General features: G+C 65.7%; 18 protein-coding genes. 7 read left to right on the plus strand and 11 right to left on the minus strand.

The genetic code is table 11. The features are described from left to right. Positions 1–96: 96 nt before the first annotated feature. Positions 97–675, minus strand: coding sequence for a TIGR01841 family phasin (gene phaP / locus DXK93_RS06750; RefSeq protein WP_054449962.1), 579 nt, complete (start codon positions 673–675; stop codon positions 97–99). A gap of 376 nt (positions 676–1,051) precedes the next feature. Between phaP and DXK93_RS06755 the strand changes: the two genes are divergently transcribed. Next, on the plus strand, positions 1,052–2,029 hold the full coding sequence (locus tag DXK93_RS06755) for a tripartite tricarboxylate transporter substrate binding protein BugD (protein ID WP_054449960.1): 978 nt from the start codon (positions 1,052–1,054) through the stop codon (positions 2,027–2,029). 81 nt (positions 2,030–2,110) lie between these two features. On the opposite strand, the gene DXK93_RS06760 is transcribed toward DXK93_RS06755, so the two are convergent. The 3 genes from DXK93_RS06760 to DXK93_RS06770 all read right to left on the minus strand — a co-directional run bounded on the left by DXK93_RS06760 (position 2,111) and on the right by DXK93_RS06770 (position 4,802). Beyond that, positions 2,111–2,974: an IclR family transcriptional regulator gene (locus DXK93_RS06760; RefSeq protein WP_119449688.1), complete on the minus strand. Its 864-nt coding sequence runs from the start codon at positions 2,972–2,974 to the stop codon at positions 2,111–2,113. 168 nt (positions 2,975–3,142) lie between these two features. Beyond that, a complete protein-coding gene (locus DXK93_RS06765; protein WP_054449956.1) occupies positions 3,143–3,958 on the minus strand; it encodes a molybdopterin-binding protein in 816 nt (271 codons plus the stop codon). A 34-nt stretch (positions 3,959–3,992) separates the two neighbouring features. Further along, a complete protein-coding gene (locus DXK93_RS06770; protein WP_054449954.1) occupies positions 3,993–4,802 on the minus strand; it encodes an EI24 domain-containing protein in 810 nt (269 codons plus the stop codon). Between the two features lie 63 nt (positions 4,803–4,865). On the opposite strand from DXK93_RS06770, the gene DXK93_RS06775 reads away from it, so the two are divergent. Next, entirely contained in the window at positions 4,866–5,249 is a 384-nt protein-coding gene (locus DXK93_RS06775; protein WP_054449951.1) for a thioredoxin family protein, read from the plus strand. A gap of 81 nt (positions 5,250–5,330) precedes the next feature. Here the strand turns inward: DXK93_RS06775 and DXK93_RS06780 are convergent, their stop codons facing one another. The 3 genes from DXK93_RS06780 to DXK93_RS06790 form a co-directional block, all read right to left on the minus strand. Continuing rightward, the gene (locus DXK93_RS06780) at positions 5,331–6,806 is read right to left on the minus strand and encodes a DEAD/DEAH box helicase (RefSeq protein WP_119449689.1); all 1,476 of its coding nucleotides are present in this window, start codon (positions 6,804–6,806) and stop codon (positions 5,331–5,333) included. Between the two features lie 323 nt (positions 6,807–7,129). After that, positions 7,130–7,465 (minus strand): AzlD domain-containing protein, encoded by a 336-nt coding sequence (locus DXK93_RS06785; RefSeq protein ID WP_054449947.1) that lies wholly within the window; start codon positions 7,463–7,465, stop codon positions 7,130–7,132. Then, positions 7,462–8,211 carry an AzlC family ABC transporter permease gene (locus DXK93_RS06790; protein ID WP_175181131.1) on the minus strand — a complete coding sequence of 250 codons (750 nt, stop codon included), beginning with the start codon at positions 8,209–8,211 and terminating at the stop codon, positions 7,462–7,464. The genes DXK93_RS06785 and DXK93_RS06790 overlap by 4 nt, the downstream gene beginning before the upstream one ends. 196 nt (positions 8,212–8,407) lie before the next feature. Here DXK93_RS06790 and DXK93_RS06795 point away from each other — a divergent pair, with 196 nt between their 5' ends. The 4 genes from DXK93_RS06795 (at position 8,408) to DXK93_RS06810 (ending at position 11,205) form a co-directional block, all read left to right on the plus strand. Further along, entirely contained in the window at positions 8,408–9,328 is a 921-nt protein-coding gene (locus tag DXK93_RS06795; RefSeq protein ID WP_054449943.1) for a branched-chain amino acid transaminase, read from the plus strand. A 77-nt stretch (positions 9,329–9,405) separates the two neighbouring features. Next, the gene (locus tag DXK93_RS06800) at positions 9,406–9,627 is read left to right on the plus strand and encodes a zinc-finger domain-containing protein (RefSeq protein WP_059371641.1); all 222 of its coding nucleotides are present in this window, start codon (positions 9,406–9,408) and stop codon (positions 9,625–9,627) included. Between the two features lie 37 nt (positions 9,628–9,664). Then, a complete protein-coding gene (locus DXK93_RS06805) occupies positions 9,665–10,087 on the plus strand; it encodes a nuclear transport factor 2 family protein (RefSeq protein ID WP_054449940.1) in 423 nt (140 codons plus the stop codon). A 17-nt stretch (positions 10,088–10,104) separates the two neighbouring features. Beyond that, positions 10,105–11,205 (plus strand): YheT family hydrolase, encoded by a 1,101-nt coding sequence (locus DXK93_RS06810; RefSeq protein ID WP_054449938.1) that lies wholly within the window; start codon positions 10,105–10,107, stop codon positions 11,203–11,205. Positions 11,206–11,241: 36 nt separating this feature from the next. Here DXK93_RS06810 and DXK93_RS06815 read toward each other — a convergent pair whose 3' ends face one another. Then, positions 11,242–12,768, minus strand: a complete 1,527-nt coding sequence (locus DXK93_RS06815; protein WP_054449936.1) for a M48 family metalloprotease — start codon at positions 12,766–12,768, stop codon at positions 11,242–11,244. A gap of 57 nt (positions 12,769–12,825) precedes the next feature. Between DXK93_RS06815 and galU the strand changes: the two genes are divergently transcribed. Beyond that, positions 12,826–13,677 carry a UTP--glucose-1-phosphate uridylyltransferase GalU gene (galU, locus tag DXK93_RS06820; RefSeq protein ID WP_119449691.1) on the plus strand — a complete coding sequence of 284 codons (852 nt, stop codon included), beginning with the start codon at positions 12,826–12,828 and terminating at the stop codon, positions 13,675–13,677. Positions 13,678–13,705: 28 nt separating this feature from the next. On the opposite strand, the gene DXK93_RS06825 is transcribed toward galU, so the two are convergent. From DXK93_RS06825 to DXK93_RS06835, 3 genes are all read right to left on the minus strand, one after another. Continuing rightward, entirely contained in the window at positions 13,706–13,891 is a 186-nt protein-coding gene (locus DXK93_RS06825) for a hypothetical protein (RefSeq protein ID WP_119449692.1), read from the minus strand. Positions 13,892–13,967: 76 nt separating this feature from the next. Continuing rightward, positions 13,968–14,843 carry a cytochrome c oxidase assembly protein gene (locus DXK93_RS06830; RefSeq protein WP_119449693.1) on the minus strand — a complete coding sequence of 292 codons (876 nt, stop codon included), beginning with the start codon at positions 14,841–14,843 and terminating at the stop codon, positions 13,968–13,970. An 87-nt stretch (positions 14,844–14,930) separates the two neighbouring features. Further along, positions 14,931–16,034 carry a porin gene (locus DXK93_RS06835; RefSeq protein WP_054449927.1) on the minus strand — a complete coding sequence of 368 codons (1,104 nt, stop codon included), beginning with the start codon at positions 16,032–16,034 and terminating at the stop codon, positions 14,931–14,933. Between the last annotated feature and the right edge of the window lie 7 nt (positions 16,035–16,041).

Raw genomic sequence — 16,041 nt, forward strand, 5'->3', positions numbered from 1 at the left:
AAGGGGCCACCCGGTGGGTGGCCCTAATTCCAGCTCTGCTCTGTCACTCAACAGTACTACATAACTGCGGTTTGCGCAGCACTGCGCGCCAAAAACTTAGGCGCTGCGGCGGCTGCGGCTGGCAACCTTGGTGGCGGCGTCGGCGGCATCCGAGGCAGCCTTGAAGGTCGCGTTGGCGGCGGCATTCAGGTTCGACTCGGCGACTTCGGCGGCCTGCTTGGCGGCCTTGGTCATCGAATCGTAGGCGCTGGTCGCGGTGGCCAGCGAGGACTTGATCAGGGCAACGGCGCTTTCGGAGCCGGTCGGGGCGTTCTTGGAGAACTGGTCGACGGCTTCGCTCAGCTGCTGCTGGCCTTCGGCGATCTGTTCCTCGGTCAGCTTGACCAGGCTGGTCTGCACGCCGGCAACGATGTCGTACACGTGCTTGGTGTAGGCCATGGCCTTTTCGGCGCCCGGCTGCAGCAGGCCCGAGGCGAAAGCGGCGGCTTCCTGCGGATCCTTGACTTCAGCGGCTTGCTGCGACTTCTGGGCGACTTCGTCCAGGGTGGCCTTGACGACCTTCAGGTTCAGCTCGACCAGCTTTTCGAAGCCGGCGAACACGGCCGACTGGGCGGCCACGATGGTATTGATGCTGGCCTTTTGACGGTCCAGGACTTGTTGCGGGATAGCGCTCATAGAATGCTCCTTCAGGGTAGCCGGAGGCTGTCCGGCAAATAAGGAATGGTTGTCTGCGACGAACTATAGAAACGTGCGCGGAAACTGGTACTACAAGCTACCGCCGGCCCGTTTGATGCACTGCACAATTGACATTCTAGGCTGAGAAAAATCCTTGTCAAGGAGTTTTTGTGCGACGCAACAAAGAATTGCACTTTGACGGTGCATGCCTTGTCCGGGTTTGATCCAGCACAAAGGTTTCCCAGGATTCAGGAAATACCCGAAGTGACGTCGTATCAATTGTTTTCTAAACTGCTTTCACGCTGATGACAGACAAATAAACCCACAAGTCAGCGCGCAACAGCAAATCGCAGCAAACCCTGCAATTGGAGACTCCATGACCCTCATCCCCCGCACGCTTTCGGCCTTGCTCGCGGCCAGCGCCATGCTCGCAGCCGGCGCCGCCCAAGCCGAATATCCGGATCGCCCCATCAACATGGTGGTGCCGTTCGCCGCTGGCGGCCCGACGGACAACGTCGCGCGTTCGCTCGCGGAAGCCATGCGGCCGAGCCTGGGCCAGACGGTCGTGGTCGAGAACAAGGGCGGCGCCGGCGGCACCATCGGCACGACCCAGGTAGCGCGCGCCCAGCCTGACGGCTACTCCGTCCTGCTGATGCACGCCGGCTTCTCGACGGCGCCCTCGCTGTACAAGAATCCGGGGTACGACCCCTACAAGAGCTTCGAGCCCATCGGCCTGGTGGTCGACGTGCCGATGACCATCATCGCGCGTTCGGACTTCCCGCCCAACAACATCAAGGAACTGGCCGAGTACGTCAAACAGAACAAGGACAAGGTGTCCCTGGCCAACGCCGGCATCGGCGCCGCCAGCCATCTGTGCGGCACCATGCTGGTCGAGGCGCTGGGCGTACAGCTGCTGACCATCCCCTACAAGGGTACGGCGCCCGCCATGAACGACCTGCTGGGCAAGCAGGTGGACCTGCTCTGCGACCAGACCACCAACACCACCCAGCAGATCGACAGCGGCAAGGTGAAGGCCTACGCAGTCACCAGCCTGAAGCGCGTCCCCACGCTGCCGAACCTGCCGACCATGGACGAATCCGGCTACAAGGGCTTCGAAGTGGGCATCTGGCATGGCATGTGGGTGCCGAAGGGCACGCCCAAGCCCGTCGTCGACAAGCTGGTCAAGAGCCTGCAGGCTGGCCTGGCCGATCCCAAATTCCAGGAACGCATGAAGCAGCTGGGCGCGACGGTGCTGACGTCCGAAGCGAACCCGCAAGCCCTGGAAGCCAAGGTCAAGCAGCAAGTCCCGCAGTGGGGCGAGCTGTTCAAGAAGGCTGGCGTCGAACAGCAGTAACCCAAACCATGCGCCCTGGCGGCGCATGCAAAAAGAAAAGCCCCGTCCGGGGCTTTTCTTTTTTTGCAGGCCGGCCCTGGATTACGGGCGCAGAGCCTCTGCGGCCATGCCCAGACCGTTGAAGCCGGTGGAAACGGAGGGCTCGTAGCCCAGCGCTTCCGAGATGCTGGCGGCGGTGTCGACCAGCGCCTTGATCCAGTCATCCTGCAGGCGCTCGGCGGGGGCCGAAATGGACAGGCCGGCGACCAACTTGCCGGTATCGTCGAAAATGCCGGCGGCGATGCAGCGCACGCCGAGTTCCAGTTCTTCGTTGTCGCGCGCATAACCGTGGCGCCGCACTAACGCCAGTTCGCGCTCCAGGCGGTCCAGGTCGGTCAGGCTGTTGCGCGTGTGGCCGGCCAGGCCGGTGCGCAGCGCGTAGGCCCGGACCTGGCGCGCATCGGCGGTGGACAGGAACAGCTTGCCGGTGGAGGTCAGGTGCAGCGGCGCGCGGCCGCCGATGGCGCGGACCACCTGCATGCCGGAACGCTCGCTCCAGGCGCGGTCGATGTAGACGATCTCGTCGCCCTGCTGGACCGACAGGTTGATGGTCTGCCCGGTCAGCTTGTGCAGCGAGCGCATGGCGGAAATGGCCGCCTCGCGCACGTTCAGGCGCCCCTTGACCAGCGAACCCAGCTCCAGCAGGCGCATGCCCAGCTGATACAGGCCGTTGTCGACGCGTTCGACATAGCGGCCCACGACCAGGTCGTTAAGGATGCGATGCGCGGTGGACGCATGCAGGCCCGTGGTCGCGGACAGTTCTTTCAGCGTTACCGGATCCGGCTGCGCGGCCAGGGCATCGAGCAGACGCATGGCGCGTTCGATCACCTGGATGGCGATGGGATGGGCGGAGGCGCCTTCGGTCTCGGCGTCCAGGGCGTTGCGGGTAGTGGGGAGACGGGACATGGAAAGGGGGGCGTGGACAGCCGCGCCGCCTGTAGGGCCCCACCTTAGGGAACCGGACTTGCGGCATTGCAGCAAACAGTTCTTTCCCGTATTGTGAAATTTACTGGCGCGTTTGGCAACCGCTTTTTGTATCAAAAAAAGGGCCGCACATCGGGTGCGGCCCTGACTTCAGGCTACTGGCGGGGGCGCCAGCCTGCCTCCCAGGCGCAGCACCTCGGCCCGCAAATACTCCAGCGCTTCGGCTGCCGCGGCCGGTTCGCCCTTCACGCCCAGGTCGATATGGGGGGTGCCGCCGGCCTCGCCCACGCTGGGCAGGCTGAACGCGCGCACGCCGGGCCAGCGCGTTTCCACGGCCTGCATGGCCGGCGTAATACGCGATTCGGGCATGCTGAATACCAGGAAGGAATGCTCCGCGTGGGCGCGCACATGCTGCAGCGCACGATAGCGCGTGTCCAGCGTCCATTCCAGCATGGGCCACGCCATGACGGGAAAGCCCGGCACGAAGGTGTGGTCCTTGATGAAGAAGCCGGGAATGCGGTTGTAGGGATTCGGGACGATCTCGCAGCCTTCCGGAAACACGCCCATCTGCAGGCGCTGCTGGTTTTCCGGCGCGCTCATGTCGGCTGTGCCCTGCCCCTTGGCAGCCATCTCGGCCGTGCGCAGCGCGATGGCCTCTTCGGCCTCCGGGTGCAGCGCCAGCGGCAGGCCGAGCGCGGCCGCGGCGGCCTGGCGCGTGTGGTCATCGGGCGTGCCGCCGATGCCGCCACAGGAAAACACCACATCGCCGGTGGCAAAGCTGCGCTTGTAGGTGGCGATGAGCGTGTCGCGGTCGTCGGGCACGATTTCAGCCCAGCCCAACTGCATGCCGCGCGCGCCCAGAAGCTCGACGACCTTGGAAAAATGCTTGTCCTGACGGCGGCCCGAGAGGATTTCGTCCCCTACGATGATGAGGCCAATGCGGCGGGCGGCGGATTCTGCGGCCATGTCCGATTCCAGAAGTTGAGAAGAATGACGCGATTCAGACGTCGATGACCCGGTCCTCGCGCAAGCGCTTGAGCGCTTCCAGACCGTAGTGGGCGTAGACCAGGGCCGAGAACACCGGCAGGATGACCCACGCGGGCGGCAACAGGTTCAACAGCGAGCAGATCAGGCCTATGGTCCAGAAGCCGCCGTTGTTGCGTTCCAGGATCAGCTTGCGCTCGGCGGGGCTGGCGTGTTCGACGATGGCGTCCACGCGCATCATGCGCGAAAACGCGAACGCCCACCAGAAGATCGACAAGGCGATAGCCATGGGCGGCACCAGCCACAGCGGCAGCGTCAGCAGCCAGCCCGCGGCAAAGGCCAGCGATACCCAGATCGCGTTCCATACGCTGACCGCCGTCGCATGCTTGCCTTGCCGCGTGACGCTCACATACTCACGCTTGCCGACGTGGTTCAGCACCAGCGGCATCACGAACACGGCGGCAATCGCCAGGCCGAGGATGCCCGATACCGGCAACAGGATGGCCACCGCGATCACGGGGATCATGTAGACCTTGAGCGAGAACAGCCCCATCGCCAGCATCCAGTCCTCGGCCCGGTTGACGAAGTCCCAGCGCGCCGCCTCGGCAGCCAGCCATTCGTTCAGCGGCGTCCAAAACAGGTACAGCAGCAACAGGGCCCCCACCAGCGCGATCAGGAACGGCAGCAGCACCGCGAACAGCATGGAGGGATGGCATTGGGACACCAGGGCGCGCTTGAACGCCTGGCCCACGCTGACGGCGCCGGCCCCGGCAGCGGAAAATCGGCCGTTGTCGGGCGTGGCGGAATCAGTGCGCAAAGCAGTCATGGACGAGGAATGAGGGGGTAGACATCCCGGGTATGATAGTCAAACACGCCTTCATCTGCCCACATGTCCCTACTTGTACCCGATACCGACCTGGCCGCGCTGCGCGCGCGGCTGGGCTCATCGCCCGACGCCTGGCTGGTGGCCTGCTTCTGCGCGGCCTGGTGCGACACCTGCGAGCAATACAAGCCCAAGCTGCAAGCGCTGGCCGCCGCCATGCCGCGGCACGTCTTCGCCTGGATCGACATCGAGGACCACGCCGAACTCTTGGGCGACGAAGACGTGGAGAACTTCCCCACGCTGCTGGTGCAGATCGGATCGAAGGTGGTGTTCTACGGCCCCATGCTGCCGCACATCGGCCATCTGGAACGCCTGCTCGAAAGCCTGAATGAAAACAGCCCTGCGGTCGCCACCGCGCTGCCGGACCTGCCGCGCATGCTGGCCGCCTGAGCCGCAGCGGGCGTCACGCGGGCCAGCCATAAAAAAACCCGCAAACCTAAGGGCTTGCGGGTTTTTTCATGCCGGCGCCTTTCAGGGCTTGCGGCTGCCGCCCAGCAGGACGGCGATCTGGCGCTTCGGCCCCGAGGATGCGCCGTTGCTCCTGGGCGCCGGTTCTTCGACGGGCGCGGACGGCGCCGAGGGCTCGTAGGGCTTCAGGAAGAAATCGTCCACGGGCTGGCGCGGCGCGCCGGACGAATAGCCGGAGCGGCGGTCGGACGAACGGCCGCGGTCGCCGCGGCTGTCACGGCTTTCACGACCCTCGCGCCCTTCGCGCGACGACGAACCGCGGCGCTCGTCGCTGCGGCGGTGGCTGCGCGCGACCAGGTCGGCAGGAACATCCAGGGTGCCGCGCGGCACTTCGCGCTTGATGAGTTTTTCGATGTCGAGCAGGAAGCGTTCTTCGTCGGGCGTGAACAAGGCGATGGCCTCGCCCGATGCGCCCGCGCGGCCCGTGCGGCCAATACGGTGCACGTAGTCTTCCGCGTTGTACGGCAGGTCGTAGTTGATGACGCAAGGCACGCCAGCCACGTCCAGGCCGCGCGCGGCCACGTCGGTAGCCACCAGCACTTCCAGTTCGCCGGCCTTGAAGGCTTCCAGCGCCTTCATGCGGTCGGCCTGGGTCTTGTCGCCGTGAATGGATTCAGCCTTGACGCCGTCTCGTTCCAGGTCGCGGGCCAAGCGCGCCGTGCCGATCTTGGTGTTGGAAAACACGATGACCTGGTTCAGGCCGCGCGACTTCACCAGATGCACGACCGCGGCGCGCTTGGCGTCGCTGGGCATCTTGTAGGCGATCTGGGTGATCGTGTTGGCGGTGGCGTTGCGCGCCGCGACTTCGATTTCGACCGGTTGATTCAGGTACGAGCGACCCAGCTTGCGGATTTCATTGCTGAACGTGGCGGAGAACAGCAGGCCCTGGCGCTGCGCGGGCAGCAGGCGGATGATGCGCTCCAGGTCGGGCAGAAAGCCCATGTCCAGCATGCGGTCGGCTTCGTCCAATACCAGGATGCCGACCTGGCTCAGGTTCACGTTCTTTTGCTCGACGTGGTCGAGCAGGCGGCCGGGCGTGGCCACCAGCACTTCGCAGCCGCGGCGCAGGGCTTCCTTCTGCGGACCGGTATCCACGCCGCCGAACACCACCGCCGAACGCAGGGGCGTCTGCTTGCTGTAGCGCTTGACGCTTTCGTAGACCTGGTCGGCCAGTTCGCGCGTGGGCGTCAGGATCAGCGCGCGCACCGGATGGCGCGCGGGCGATGCGCTGGTATTGGCCAGCGGCATGAGGCGATGCAGGATGGGCAGCGTAAAGGCGGCCGTCTTGCCGGTGCCGGTCTGGGCTGCGCCCATGACGTCGCGCCCTTCCACCACGACGGGGATGGCCTGCGCCTGGATCGGCGTGGGCGTGGTGTAGCCGGTTTCGGCGATGGACTGCAGAAGCAGAGGGTGCAGCCCGAAATCGGTGAACGTCGGCGCGGGCGCGGCAGGTGCTACGGATTGAGTGGATTCAGTCATCAGGGTTAGGCAGATACCGGGACCAGTGAAAAAGAACAAAACGAGAGTGCTACGCGCACTGCACTACATATGCATCGGAACAACCTGAACACGCGCAATCTGCATCCTGCCTTGCTGGCCAGGCGGCGCATTCTGGATTCGATACTTATGAGGGCAGTACCAGGCCCGGATTGCTGTGGATAACATGATTTTAGCGCAGCCGCATTACCACACGGTCCAGCCGCCTTCTGAAAGGCATTGCAAACGCCTTCCGCCCGCTGTCAGCAAGCGCCCGCCGGGCATACCAGCCGCGTCCACTGGATGGACGTTTTGGGTAATGACTCTTAGCCGGCCAGCCAGCGCAGGCCCCAGAGCGCCAGCATGCCGACGATGATGACCAGCACCGCGCTGCGGGTGCGCAGGAATACCAGGATGGCGAGTACGCCCGCGACCAGCTTGTAGTCGAACACCGGCCCCAGGCCGGCCTTCCAGGGCAGCAGGTCGGGCACGATGATGGCGGTCAGGGCGGCGGCGGGCGCGTAGCGCAAGGCGCGGCGCACGCCTTCCGGCAGGGGGATGTAGTCGCCGAACAGCATGAAGCCGGCGCGCGTCAGCACACTGCACAGCGCCAGCAGCAGGATGGCGGAATAGACGTAGATTTCAGCAGGCCAGAGGGTCATGCGCGGGCCTTGAAGTAGCGTTCGGCCCAAATGCCGGCGACCACGCCCGCCACCACGGCGGCGGCCAGGCCCAGGCGCAGCGGCAGGACCTGCCCGGTCCAGGCGACCACGCCGGCTGCCAGCATGGAAATCAGCATGGGCTTGGTGCTGGCCAGCGGCACCGTGATGGCCAGCAGCGCCAGCACCGCGGCAAAGTCCAGCGACCAGTCCGTGGGCACCATGGAGCCCAGATAGATGCCGACGATGGACGAGGTCTGCCACACGAACCAGCCCGGCGCGATGGCGCCCAGGAAGAACCAGAGCTGCTCGCGGGTGCCGCGCACGGCCGCATCGCCAAAGCGCGGCATGAACAGCACGAAGCCCATGTCGGTCGTGAAATACCCCAGCCCCAGCCTCTTGGGCCAGGACAGGTGGCGGAAATAGGGATGCAGCGCCGCGCCGAAAATGAGAAAGCGCAGGTTCACCACGCAGCCGGCGGCGAAGATCAGCCAAAGCGGCGCGCCAGTAGCGATGAGCGGCAGGGACGTCAGTTGGGCCGAGCCCGCGTACAGCAACAGGGTCATGGCCAGCGCCATGGTTTCGGTCAAGCCCGACTTGACCATGGCCACGCCGGTGACCAGCCCCCAAGTGGCGGTGGCGATCAGGGCGGGCACGATGGCGTGCACGCCAGCCCGGAATGCAGCGATACGCTCCTGGCGGACCGCGACGGGGTCTTCGGATTCAGGAAGCGCGGATTCAGAGGACAACTGCTGGCCCCTGGCGATTCGGACAGGACGACATGGAAACTCTAAGGAAAAGGAACGCACGACAACCCGTTCGCCCGCCGGGATCACTATGCGCGGGCCTGGCGGCGCCGCGCCGGGGCGCGAATAGGGGCGTATTGTAACCTCGCTGCTTGATACAATACGGGCCTCGGGATTCTTGGGCGCTTGGGAGTAGACCATGTCGATGGCAGACCGCGACGGCTTCATCTGGTATGACGGCAAGCTCGTACCGTGGCGAGACGCGACCACGCACGTCCTGACGCACTCCCTGCATTACGGCCTGTCGGTATTCGAAGGCGTGCGCGCCTACCGCTCCGAGATCGGCACCGCCATCTTCCGCCTCGAAGACCACACCAACCGCCTCTTCAATTCGGCTCACATCTATCAGATCCCGATGCCCTTCGATCGCGACACGATCAACGAGGCGCAGCGGACGGTCGTGCGCGAAAACCAGCTGGAAGCCGGCTACCTGCGCCCCCTGGTGTTCTACGGCCCCGAAAAAATGGGCGTGTCGCCCAAGGGCGCCCGGGTGCACGTGGCCATCGCCGCCTGGCCCTGGGGCGCCTATCTGGGCGAAGAGGCGCTGTCCGCAGGCATCCGCGTCAAGGTGTCGTCATTCGCGCGCCAGCACGTGAACGTCACGATGCCGCGCGCCAAGGTGGCCACCACCTACGCCAATTCGATCCTGGCCAATACCGAAGCCCTGCAGGACGGCTACGACGAAGCCCTGCTGCTGGACACGGAAGGCTTCGTGGCCGAGGGTTCCGGCGAAAATCTCTTCATCGTCAAGGACGGCGTGCTCTGCGAGCCTGAGATCGCATCCGCCCTGACCGGCATTACCCGCTCCACCATCCATGCGCTGGCCGCCGACCTGGGCTTGCGCGTGGTGACCAAGCGCCTGACACGCGATGACGTCTACATCGCCGACGAGGCGTTCTTCACCGGCACGGCCGCCGAAGTGACCCCCATCCGCGAAGTGGACAACCGCCAGATCGGCTCCGGCCGGCGCGGCCCGATCACGGAGCGGCTGCAGAAAGCATTTTTTGACGTGGTGAATGGCCGCAACCCGAAGTACCATCACTGGCTGAGTAAAGTCTGATCCGCGCGGCCCGGTCCATGACCAGGCCGCATCATTGCCCCAACCTGCCGATTACCGGTTTTTTTTCAGGAATATCCATGACCGCTGCTGCTCCGGCCGCCGTCCCCCACCCCCACGAAGTCATCGAGGTCGGCGCTGACGACCTGCCCGTGTTCTGTCCGGGCCCCAAGGCGCCGCTCTGGAGCATGCATCCGCGCGTGTTCCTGGACGTGGCCCGCACCGGCTCCGCCAGTTGCGCCTACTGCGGCGCCGAATACCGCCTGAAGCCCGGCACCGTATTGCACGGCCACGGGCACTGAGTCACCCGCTCTATAACGTCCACCCGTTTCCGCCGCCATGTTCGCCACGCCCGAAGAAGCAGAGCACGCGTTCTACGAAGCCCTCGACCAGGCGGACGTCGTACGCCTGATGCAAGTCTGGGCGGACGACGAGGAAGTCGTCTGCATCCATCCGGGGGGCCTGCGCATCGTCGGCCACTCGGCGGTGCACGATTCCTGGCAGCAGGTGCTGGCCAACGGCCCGCTGCACGTGCGCCCATTGCGCCCGCTGGTCATGCTCAGCATGATGTGCGCGGTGCACGTGCTGGTGGAACAGGTGGCGGTGCAGACGCGGGAAGGCACGCAATTCGCCAATTGCTACGCCACCAACATCTACCACAAGGGGCCCACCGGCTGGCGCATGGTCATGCACCATGCCTCGCCGGCGCCCACCGAAGCCGGGGTGCTCGACTTGCACGACGTACCCGACATGCTGCACTGAATCGGGTGGATTTTTAGTTGGCCGCTGCTCGTCTTGATACAACGCCCTGTCCCGTCCCCTCCTGGTTGCCCGGAGGCGACAGCCAGACGGTTTATGCCGCCCTGTTCGCGCAGTATCACCGCATCGCATTCGTACGCGAACGGGTGGACACGCCCGACACCGACTTCGTCGATTTCGATTGGACCGGTCCGGGCCTGTTCCCACACAAGTCCGCCGACGGTGCGCCCGTCAGCGGCCAGCGTCCGGTTGCCAATGGCAAGACCGCCGCGGCCCGGTGGATGACGGATGCGGACTGGAAGTCCCTGCCGCATACGCCCGATACCCCAGCTCTGATCCTGTTCCACGGCCTGGAAGGCGGCAGCAATAGCCGCTATGCGCAGTCCATCGCGCATCACTTCCGCGCGCGCGGCTGGATCGTGGTGATCGCGCATTTCCGCGGCTGCTCGGGCGTGCCCAACCGCCTGGCCCGCGCCTACTACTCGGGTGATTCGGCCGAGGTCGGCTTCATGCTGAATACCGTGCGCCAGCGCATCCCGCATGCTCGATGGCATGCGGTCGGCGTATCGCTGGGGGGCAACGCCCTGCTCAAATACCTGGGCGAACACCAGGAGGATACCGGCTGGCTGACGGCCTGCGCGGGCGTGTCCGTGCCGCTGGACCTGGTGGCCTGCGGCAAGACGCTGTCCACCGGCATATTCAACCGCAGGGTCTACACCGCCCATTTCCTGAAGACGCTCAAGCACAAGGTGCTGGAGAAGGCGCACCGCTATCCCGGCGCCGTGGACGTCATGCGCATCGCCCATGCGCATGATCTGCGCGAATTCGACGACACGTACACCGCGCCCATGCACGGTTTTCGCAATGCGCTGGATTACTGGACGCGGGCGTCCAGCAAGCCCTGGCTGCCGAAGATATCCGTGCCGACGCTGGTGCTCAATGCCCGCAACGATCCGTTCGTGCCGGCCGCGTCGCTGCCGACGCCCGAGGAATGCTCGTCCACCATCCTGCTGCATCAGCCTACCGATGGCGGCCATGCCGGTTTTCCGACCGGCAGCTTCCCCGCCCACCTGAACTGGCTGCCCCAGCGGCTGGGACGCTTCTTCGAAACCGGCCTGTAGGGCGCGTCCTGCGCCCTGCCCGGCTCGGCCGGGCGCTCAGCCCGACTTGAAGCGTTCCAGCAACTGGCGCTCTTCGGCCAGCTTGTCCTTCACTTCCTTGATCTGCACGTCGATCTGAGACTGCTCGTAGAAGTCGGTGGACATGTTGCGCGCCTGCTGCAGCTGCGATTCCGCGGCGGCGTATGCGCCCGTCATGACGTAAAAGCGCGCCTGGTCGCGGCGCGCAGCCACGGGCTTGCCGTTGCGGTCTTCGCTCTGCGCCAGCATCTGGTAGAGGCTGGGCTCGTCGCTGCCCCATTGCTTGATCTTGGCCCGCAGGTATTCCTGCGCGTCCGTGTGGCGGCCGACGCTTTGCAGCGCCTGGGCGTAGGCGATGCCCAGGGCCCGGTGGGCGGGCCAGCGCTTGGTGCCAGCCTGGGCGAGCTCCAGCGCCCGGGGGTACTCCTTGCGGGCCAGGGCGATATCCACACTGAGCTTGGCCAGCTGGGCCGAGCTTCGACCGTCCGCCGACGCCAGGTTCCAGTTGCGCTCGGCCTCGGCCAGGTTGTTGCGCTGGAACGCCTGCAGCGCCAGGCCGTAGTAGGCGGCCGACTTGCGCACGCCCGACAGGGCCTGGGCCTCGTCCTGCAATTGCTGGCCGGCGGTGCGCAGGCTGACCGCGTCGCGGCCCTGCACCACGCGCATCTTGGCGCGTATGTACCAGAAGTCGTCGCTATCCACATGGCGCGCCACCGGAGACTGGTTGCGCACCCGATTCTGCACGTCCGACATACGCTCGATGGACAGCGGGTGGGTGCTGGCCCATGAGCCGCCGCCCGCGCCTTCATTCAGGCGCGACGCATTCATCAGGCGCCCGAACATCTGCGCCATGCCTTCGGCGTCGTAGCCCGCCTTGGTCAGCATCTGCAGCCCGGCCCGGTCGGCTTCGCGTTCCGCATCGCGTGAAAAACCCAGCTGGCGGTTGATGGCCGCGGCCTGGCCGAATGCCGCCACGCCCACCGCCAGGTTGCCGCCGCCCCCGGCCAGGGCCGCCAGCAGCGCCCCCGCCAGGCTCGCCAGCATCACCATGCTGTTCTGGTTCTGCTGGGTCATGCCGCGGGCGATGTGGCGCTGCACGACGTGGCCGATTTCGTGCGCCAGCACCGCCGCCAGTTCGGACTCGCTGGCGGAAGCCACGATCAGTCCCGTATTGACGCCGATGAAGCCGCCGGGCATGGCGAAAGCGTTGATTTCGGGGTCGCGCACGCCGAACATCTCGACCTCGGGGACCGCGCCGGGCGCGAAGGCCGCCAGTTTGCGCCCCATGGTGGTGAGGTACTGGCTGAGTTCGGAATCGTCCACATAGGTCGGGTCGCGCCGCCCCTGGGCCATGATGGCCTCGCCCAGGCTGCGCTCCAGCGCAGGGGACAGTTCAGCGGCAGAGGCCGCACCCATCGAGGGCAGGCCTACGGGCTGCGCCCAGGCGGCGATGGGGAGGGCGGGCACGGCCAGGGCCACGGACAGCCCGACGATTGCACCCCGTTTCGCAATCGAGCAAATGGATGGCATTTTCCTGCGGTTCATAAGCCTATGATAGCGATGCGCTTAAAATGTTTCATCGATAGCCCCAACGAGGTCTCAATGCGTCCTGTCCGTAAAGCCGTTTTCCCCGTCGCTGGCATGGGTACGCGCTTCCTGCCCGCCACCAAGGCGATGCCCAAGGAAATGCTGCCCGTGGTCGACAAGCCGCTGATCCAATATGCCGTGGAAGAAGCCGTGGCCGCCGGGATCACCGATCTCATCTTCGTGACGGGGCGCAACAAGCGCGCCATCGAAGACCACTTCGACTCCGCGCCGGAACTCGAATCGGACCTGGAAAGCAAGGGCAAGCACGAGCTTTTGGCCATGGTGCGGGGCATTCTACCTGCGCATGTGAATTGCCTCTACATCCGCCAGTCGGCCCCGCTGGGACTGGGCCACGCGGTGCTGTCGGCCGCACCGGCCGTGGGCGACGAACCGTTTGCCGTGCTGCTCGCCGATGACCTGATCGACTCCGACCAGCCCGCGCTGAAGCAGCTGATCGACGTGGCCGTGGCGCAGAACGCCAGTGTGCTCGGCGTACAGGACGTGCCGCGCGCGGATACCCGCAAGTACGGCATCGTGGCCACCCGCCAGGGAGAGGCCAGCGCCAACGGCCGCACGGAACGCGTCACCCATATCGTCGAAAAGCCCGACCCCGAAGCCGCGCCGTCGACGCTCGCCGTGGTGGGCCGCTACGTGCTGGAAGCCGCGATCTTCGACCACCTGCGCTCGACCAAGATGGGCGCCGGCAACGAGATCCAGCTGACCGACGGCATCGCCTCGCTGATGCGCGAGCGCGCCGTGTATGCGCACCGCTATGAAGGCGTGCGCTACGACTGTGGCAGCAAGGCCGGCATGTTCCAGGCCACCGTGGCGCTGGGCAAGAAGTACCACGGCCTGCTGCCGGAATAGCCGCAAGCCTGCGGCTATTCGTGCCGCGTCAAGGCTTAAGCGCCGCGGCCTCGCGCCGGCCGTTGAAGCCTTGTTCCAGAATCTTCCGCGCCGAGGGCTCATGGGCCTTCGGCCCGCCGATGCCAAAGCGCTGTGCCGCCACGCCCATCAGGACGATCACGGCGCCCAGTGCGGACGTGTACAGCACCTCCTGGCGGTACGTACCCTCCAGCACCTCGTCAGCAAGGCTGCGCAGATGAAATACGCCGAAGAGCTTCTAAGCTGACGGCGTATGCCACCCGCCGCGGTTTTCAGGCCGAAGCGGCGCGGGCACGGGCCTTGGAACGGGCCAGCGCATCGCGATCCGCCTTGCGCAAGCGCCCCTTGGCCGACAGGCGCATCAAGGTTCCCAGGGCCACCATCAGGCCGATCACCTCGACCAGCGCGGCCGGAATCCACATGGTCAGGCCGCCTATGGTCTGATCGGTCTGGGCCGACATGGCGATGGCGCGGCCGCATAGTTCGAACAGCGGATAGATGTCGCTTTCAGTGAAGGCAATGACCGCGCCGGCCACCATTTGCGGCAGCATCGTCAGCACGGGAGAAATGACCCGGCCGCCCGGCGTCATGGCCGCGGGCGGCGCGGGCCTGCGGTCCAGGATCAGGTTCCAGTACATGAAGCCGCTGATGACCACCGACCAGTTCATCAGGCGGTAGAGGCGCCAGTCCAGCATGGAATAGAACTGCACCGACGGGATCAGCCAGACCAGCACCAGGAAAACAAACAGCGTCGGCACGAAGATCTTGTGGGTCAGCACCGCCACCGTGGCGCGGCCGGCGCCGGTGCGCAGGAAGTCGCGCAGGCGGATGCGCCAGCGCATGGGCAGGCCCGCGCGCATCACCTGCCCCGGGAATGCCGCCATCACCAGCAGCGGCCCCAGATGGTGCAACACCAGATGCTGGATGCGGTGGATGAAGAACATGCGCTCGGCGTAGTAGTCCAGCCGGGTATGCATGGACAGGTACAGCAGCACCATGCCGGTCCAGAACAGGATGCTGCGGGCGGCGGTCACGCGATGGACCTTTTGGCCGCGCAAGAACAGCACGATGGCCACCAGGAAGGAGGCCACCAGCGTGGGAGAGAACTCCCAGGGTATGAGCCATTCGAGACTATCCATGCAAACCATCCGGAAAACGTCGGGGCTGTACGAGGACGGGCGCCATGCGCCGCACCCGCCGATTGTAGTTGACCCCGGCCCGCCCTGCCCCGGCGCTCAGAAACGGTGCGAAATGCCCGTGCCCACCCGCGTGGTGTGGGAATGGGCAGGATCGAACTGGTCGTCCAGCGTGTAGTTCGACGCATAGCCGGCGAAGGCATAGAGCGTCGTGCGCGGGGACAGGCTGTAGGTATAGCCCAGCGTCATCACCTGCGCATTGCGCGCCGTCATGCCGTTGTCCCAATGCCAGTCCGGATGGGCCAGCGACCATTGCACCAGCACGGCGCCAGGCCCGACCGGCACGCTGGCCCCGACCAGCCAGGCATCGACCGTGCCGCCGCGCACGAAGGCAGCCGGTCCCAGGCCCATGCCCAGTCCGTCGGGATCGCCCCCGTCCAGCCCGACATCGCCGTTGCGCTGGCGCGACCATGCCAGGGACAGCTTCAGCACCTCGAAGTCATAGGAAGCGCCCAGCTGGACCGCTTGCGGCCGTCCGTTGCTGCCCGGCGGCGCGTCGGCCAGGCGCAGCTGGTCCCAGGTGGCGACCGCCAGCAAGGGTCCATCCTCATATTTCAGGCCGAGACTGAGCGCGCGGTTGTTGTTGGCTGTTTTGAACTGGCTGCGGTCGTCGGCGTCGAAGGAATAGCCGATGCCTGCCTGGAAGCCCTGCCATACCGGCGTGTAGTAATTGACCAGGTTGCTGAGCTGGTAGTTGTCGGACGCCTTGAAGGTGGCACCCATGCCCATTTCCTTCCAGGACGCGATTTCCAGGGAATTGCCGTAGACCTGGCCTATGGTGTGCTGGCGCCCCAACCGCAGGTCGCCGAAGCTGTCATGCCCCAGGCCGACCCAGGCGGCGTAATTGAAGTAGCGGTCGTCGTCGGCCCGCTTGCCCGACGAGGGATCGAAGCCGCTTTCCAGCTGGAACCTGGCGCTCCAGCCCCCGCCCATGTCTTCCGCCCCCGTCATGCCCCACAGGGTATCGGTCAATCCGCCGTTGAGCAGCCCGCTGTGGCTGCCCTGCCCCGAGACCGAGGTGACGGCCAGCCCCGCGTCCACCACCCCGTACAGCGTCAGCCCCTGCCCGGTCTCGGCGCAGCGCCCCGCCAAGGGAAGGGCCAGGCCCACTGCCATCAGCGCGGCAAAAGTAGCGATTCTCATGTGTTTC

Source organism: Achromobacter sp. K91 (genome assembly GCF_003576205.1).
Lineage (GTDB): Bacteria > Pseudomonadota > Gammaproteobacteria > Burkholderiales > Burkholderiaceae_B > Achromobacter > Achromobacter aegrifaciens.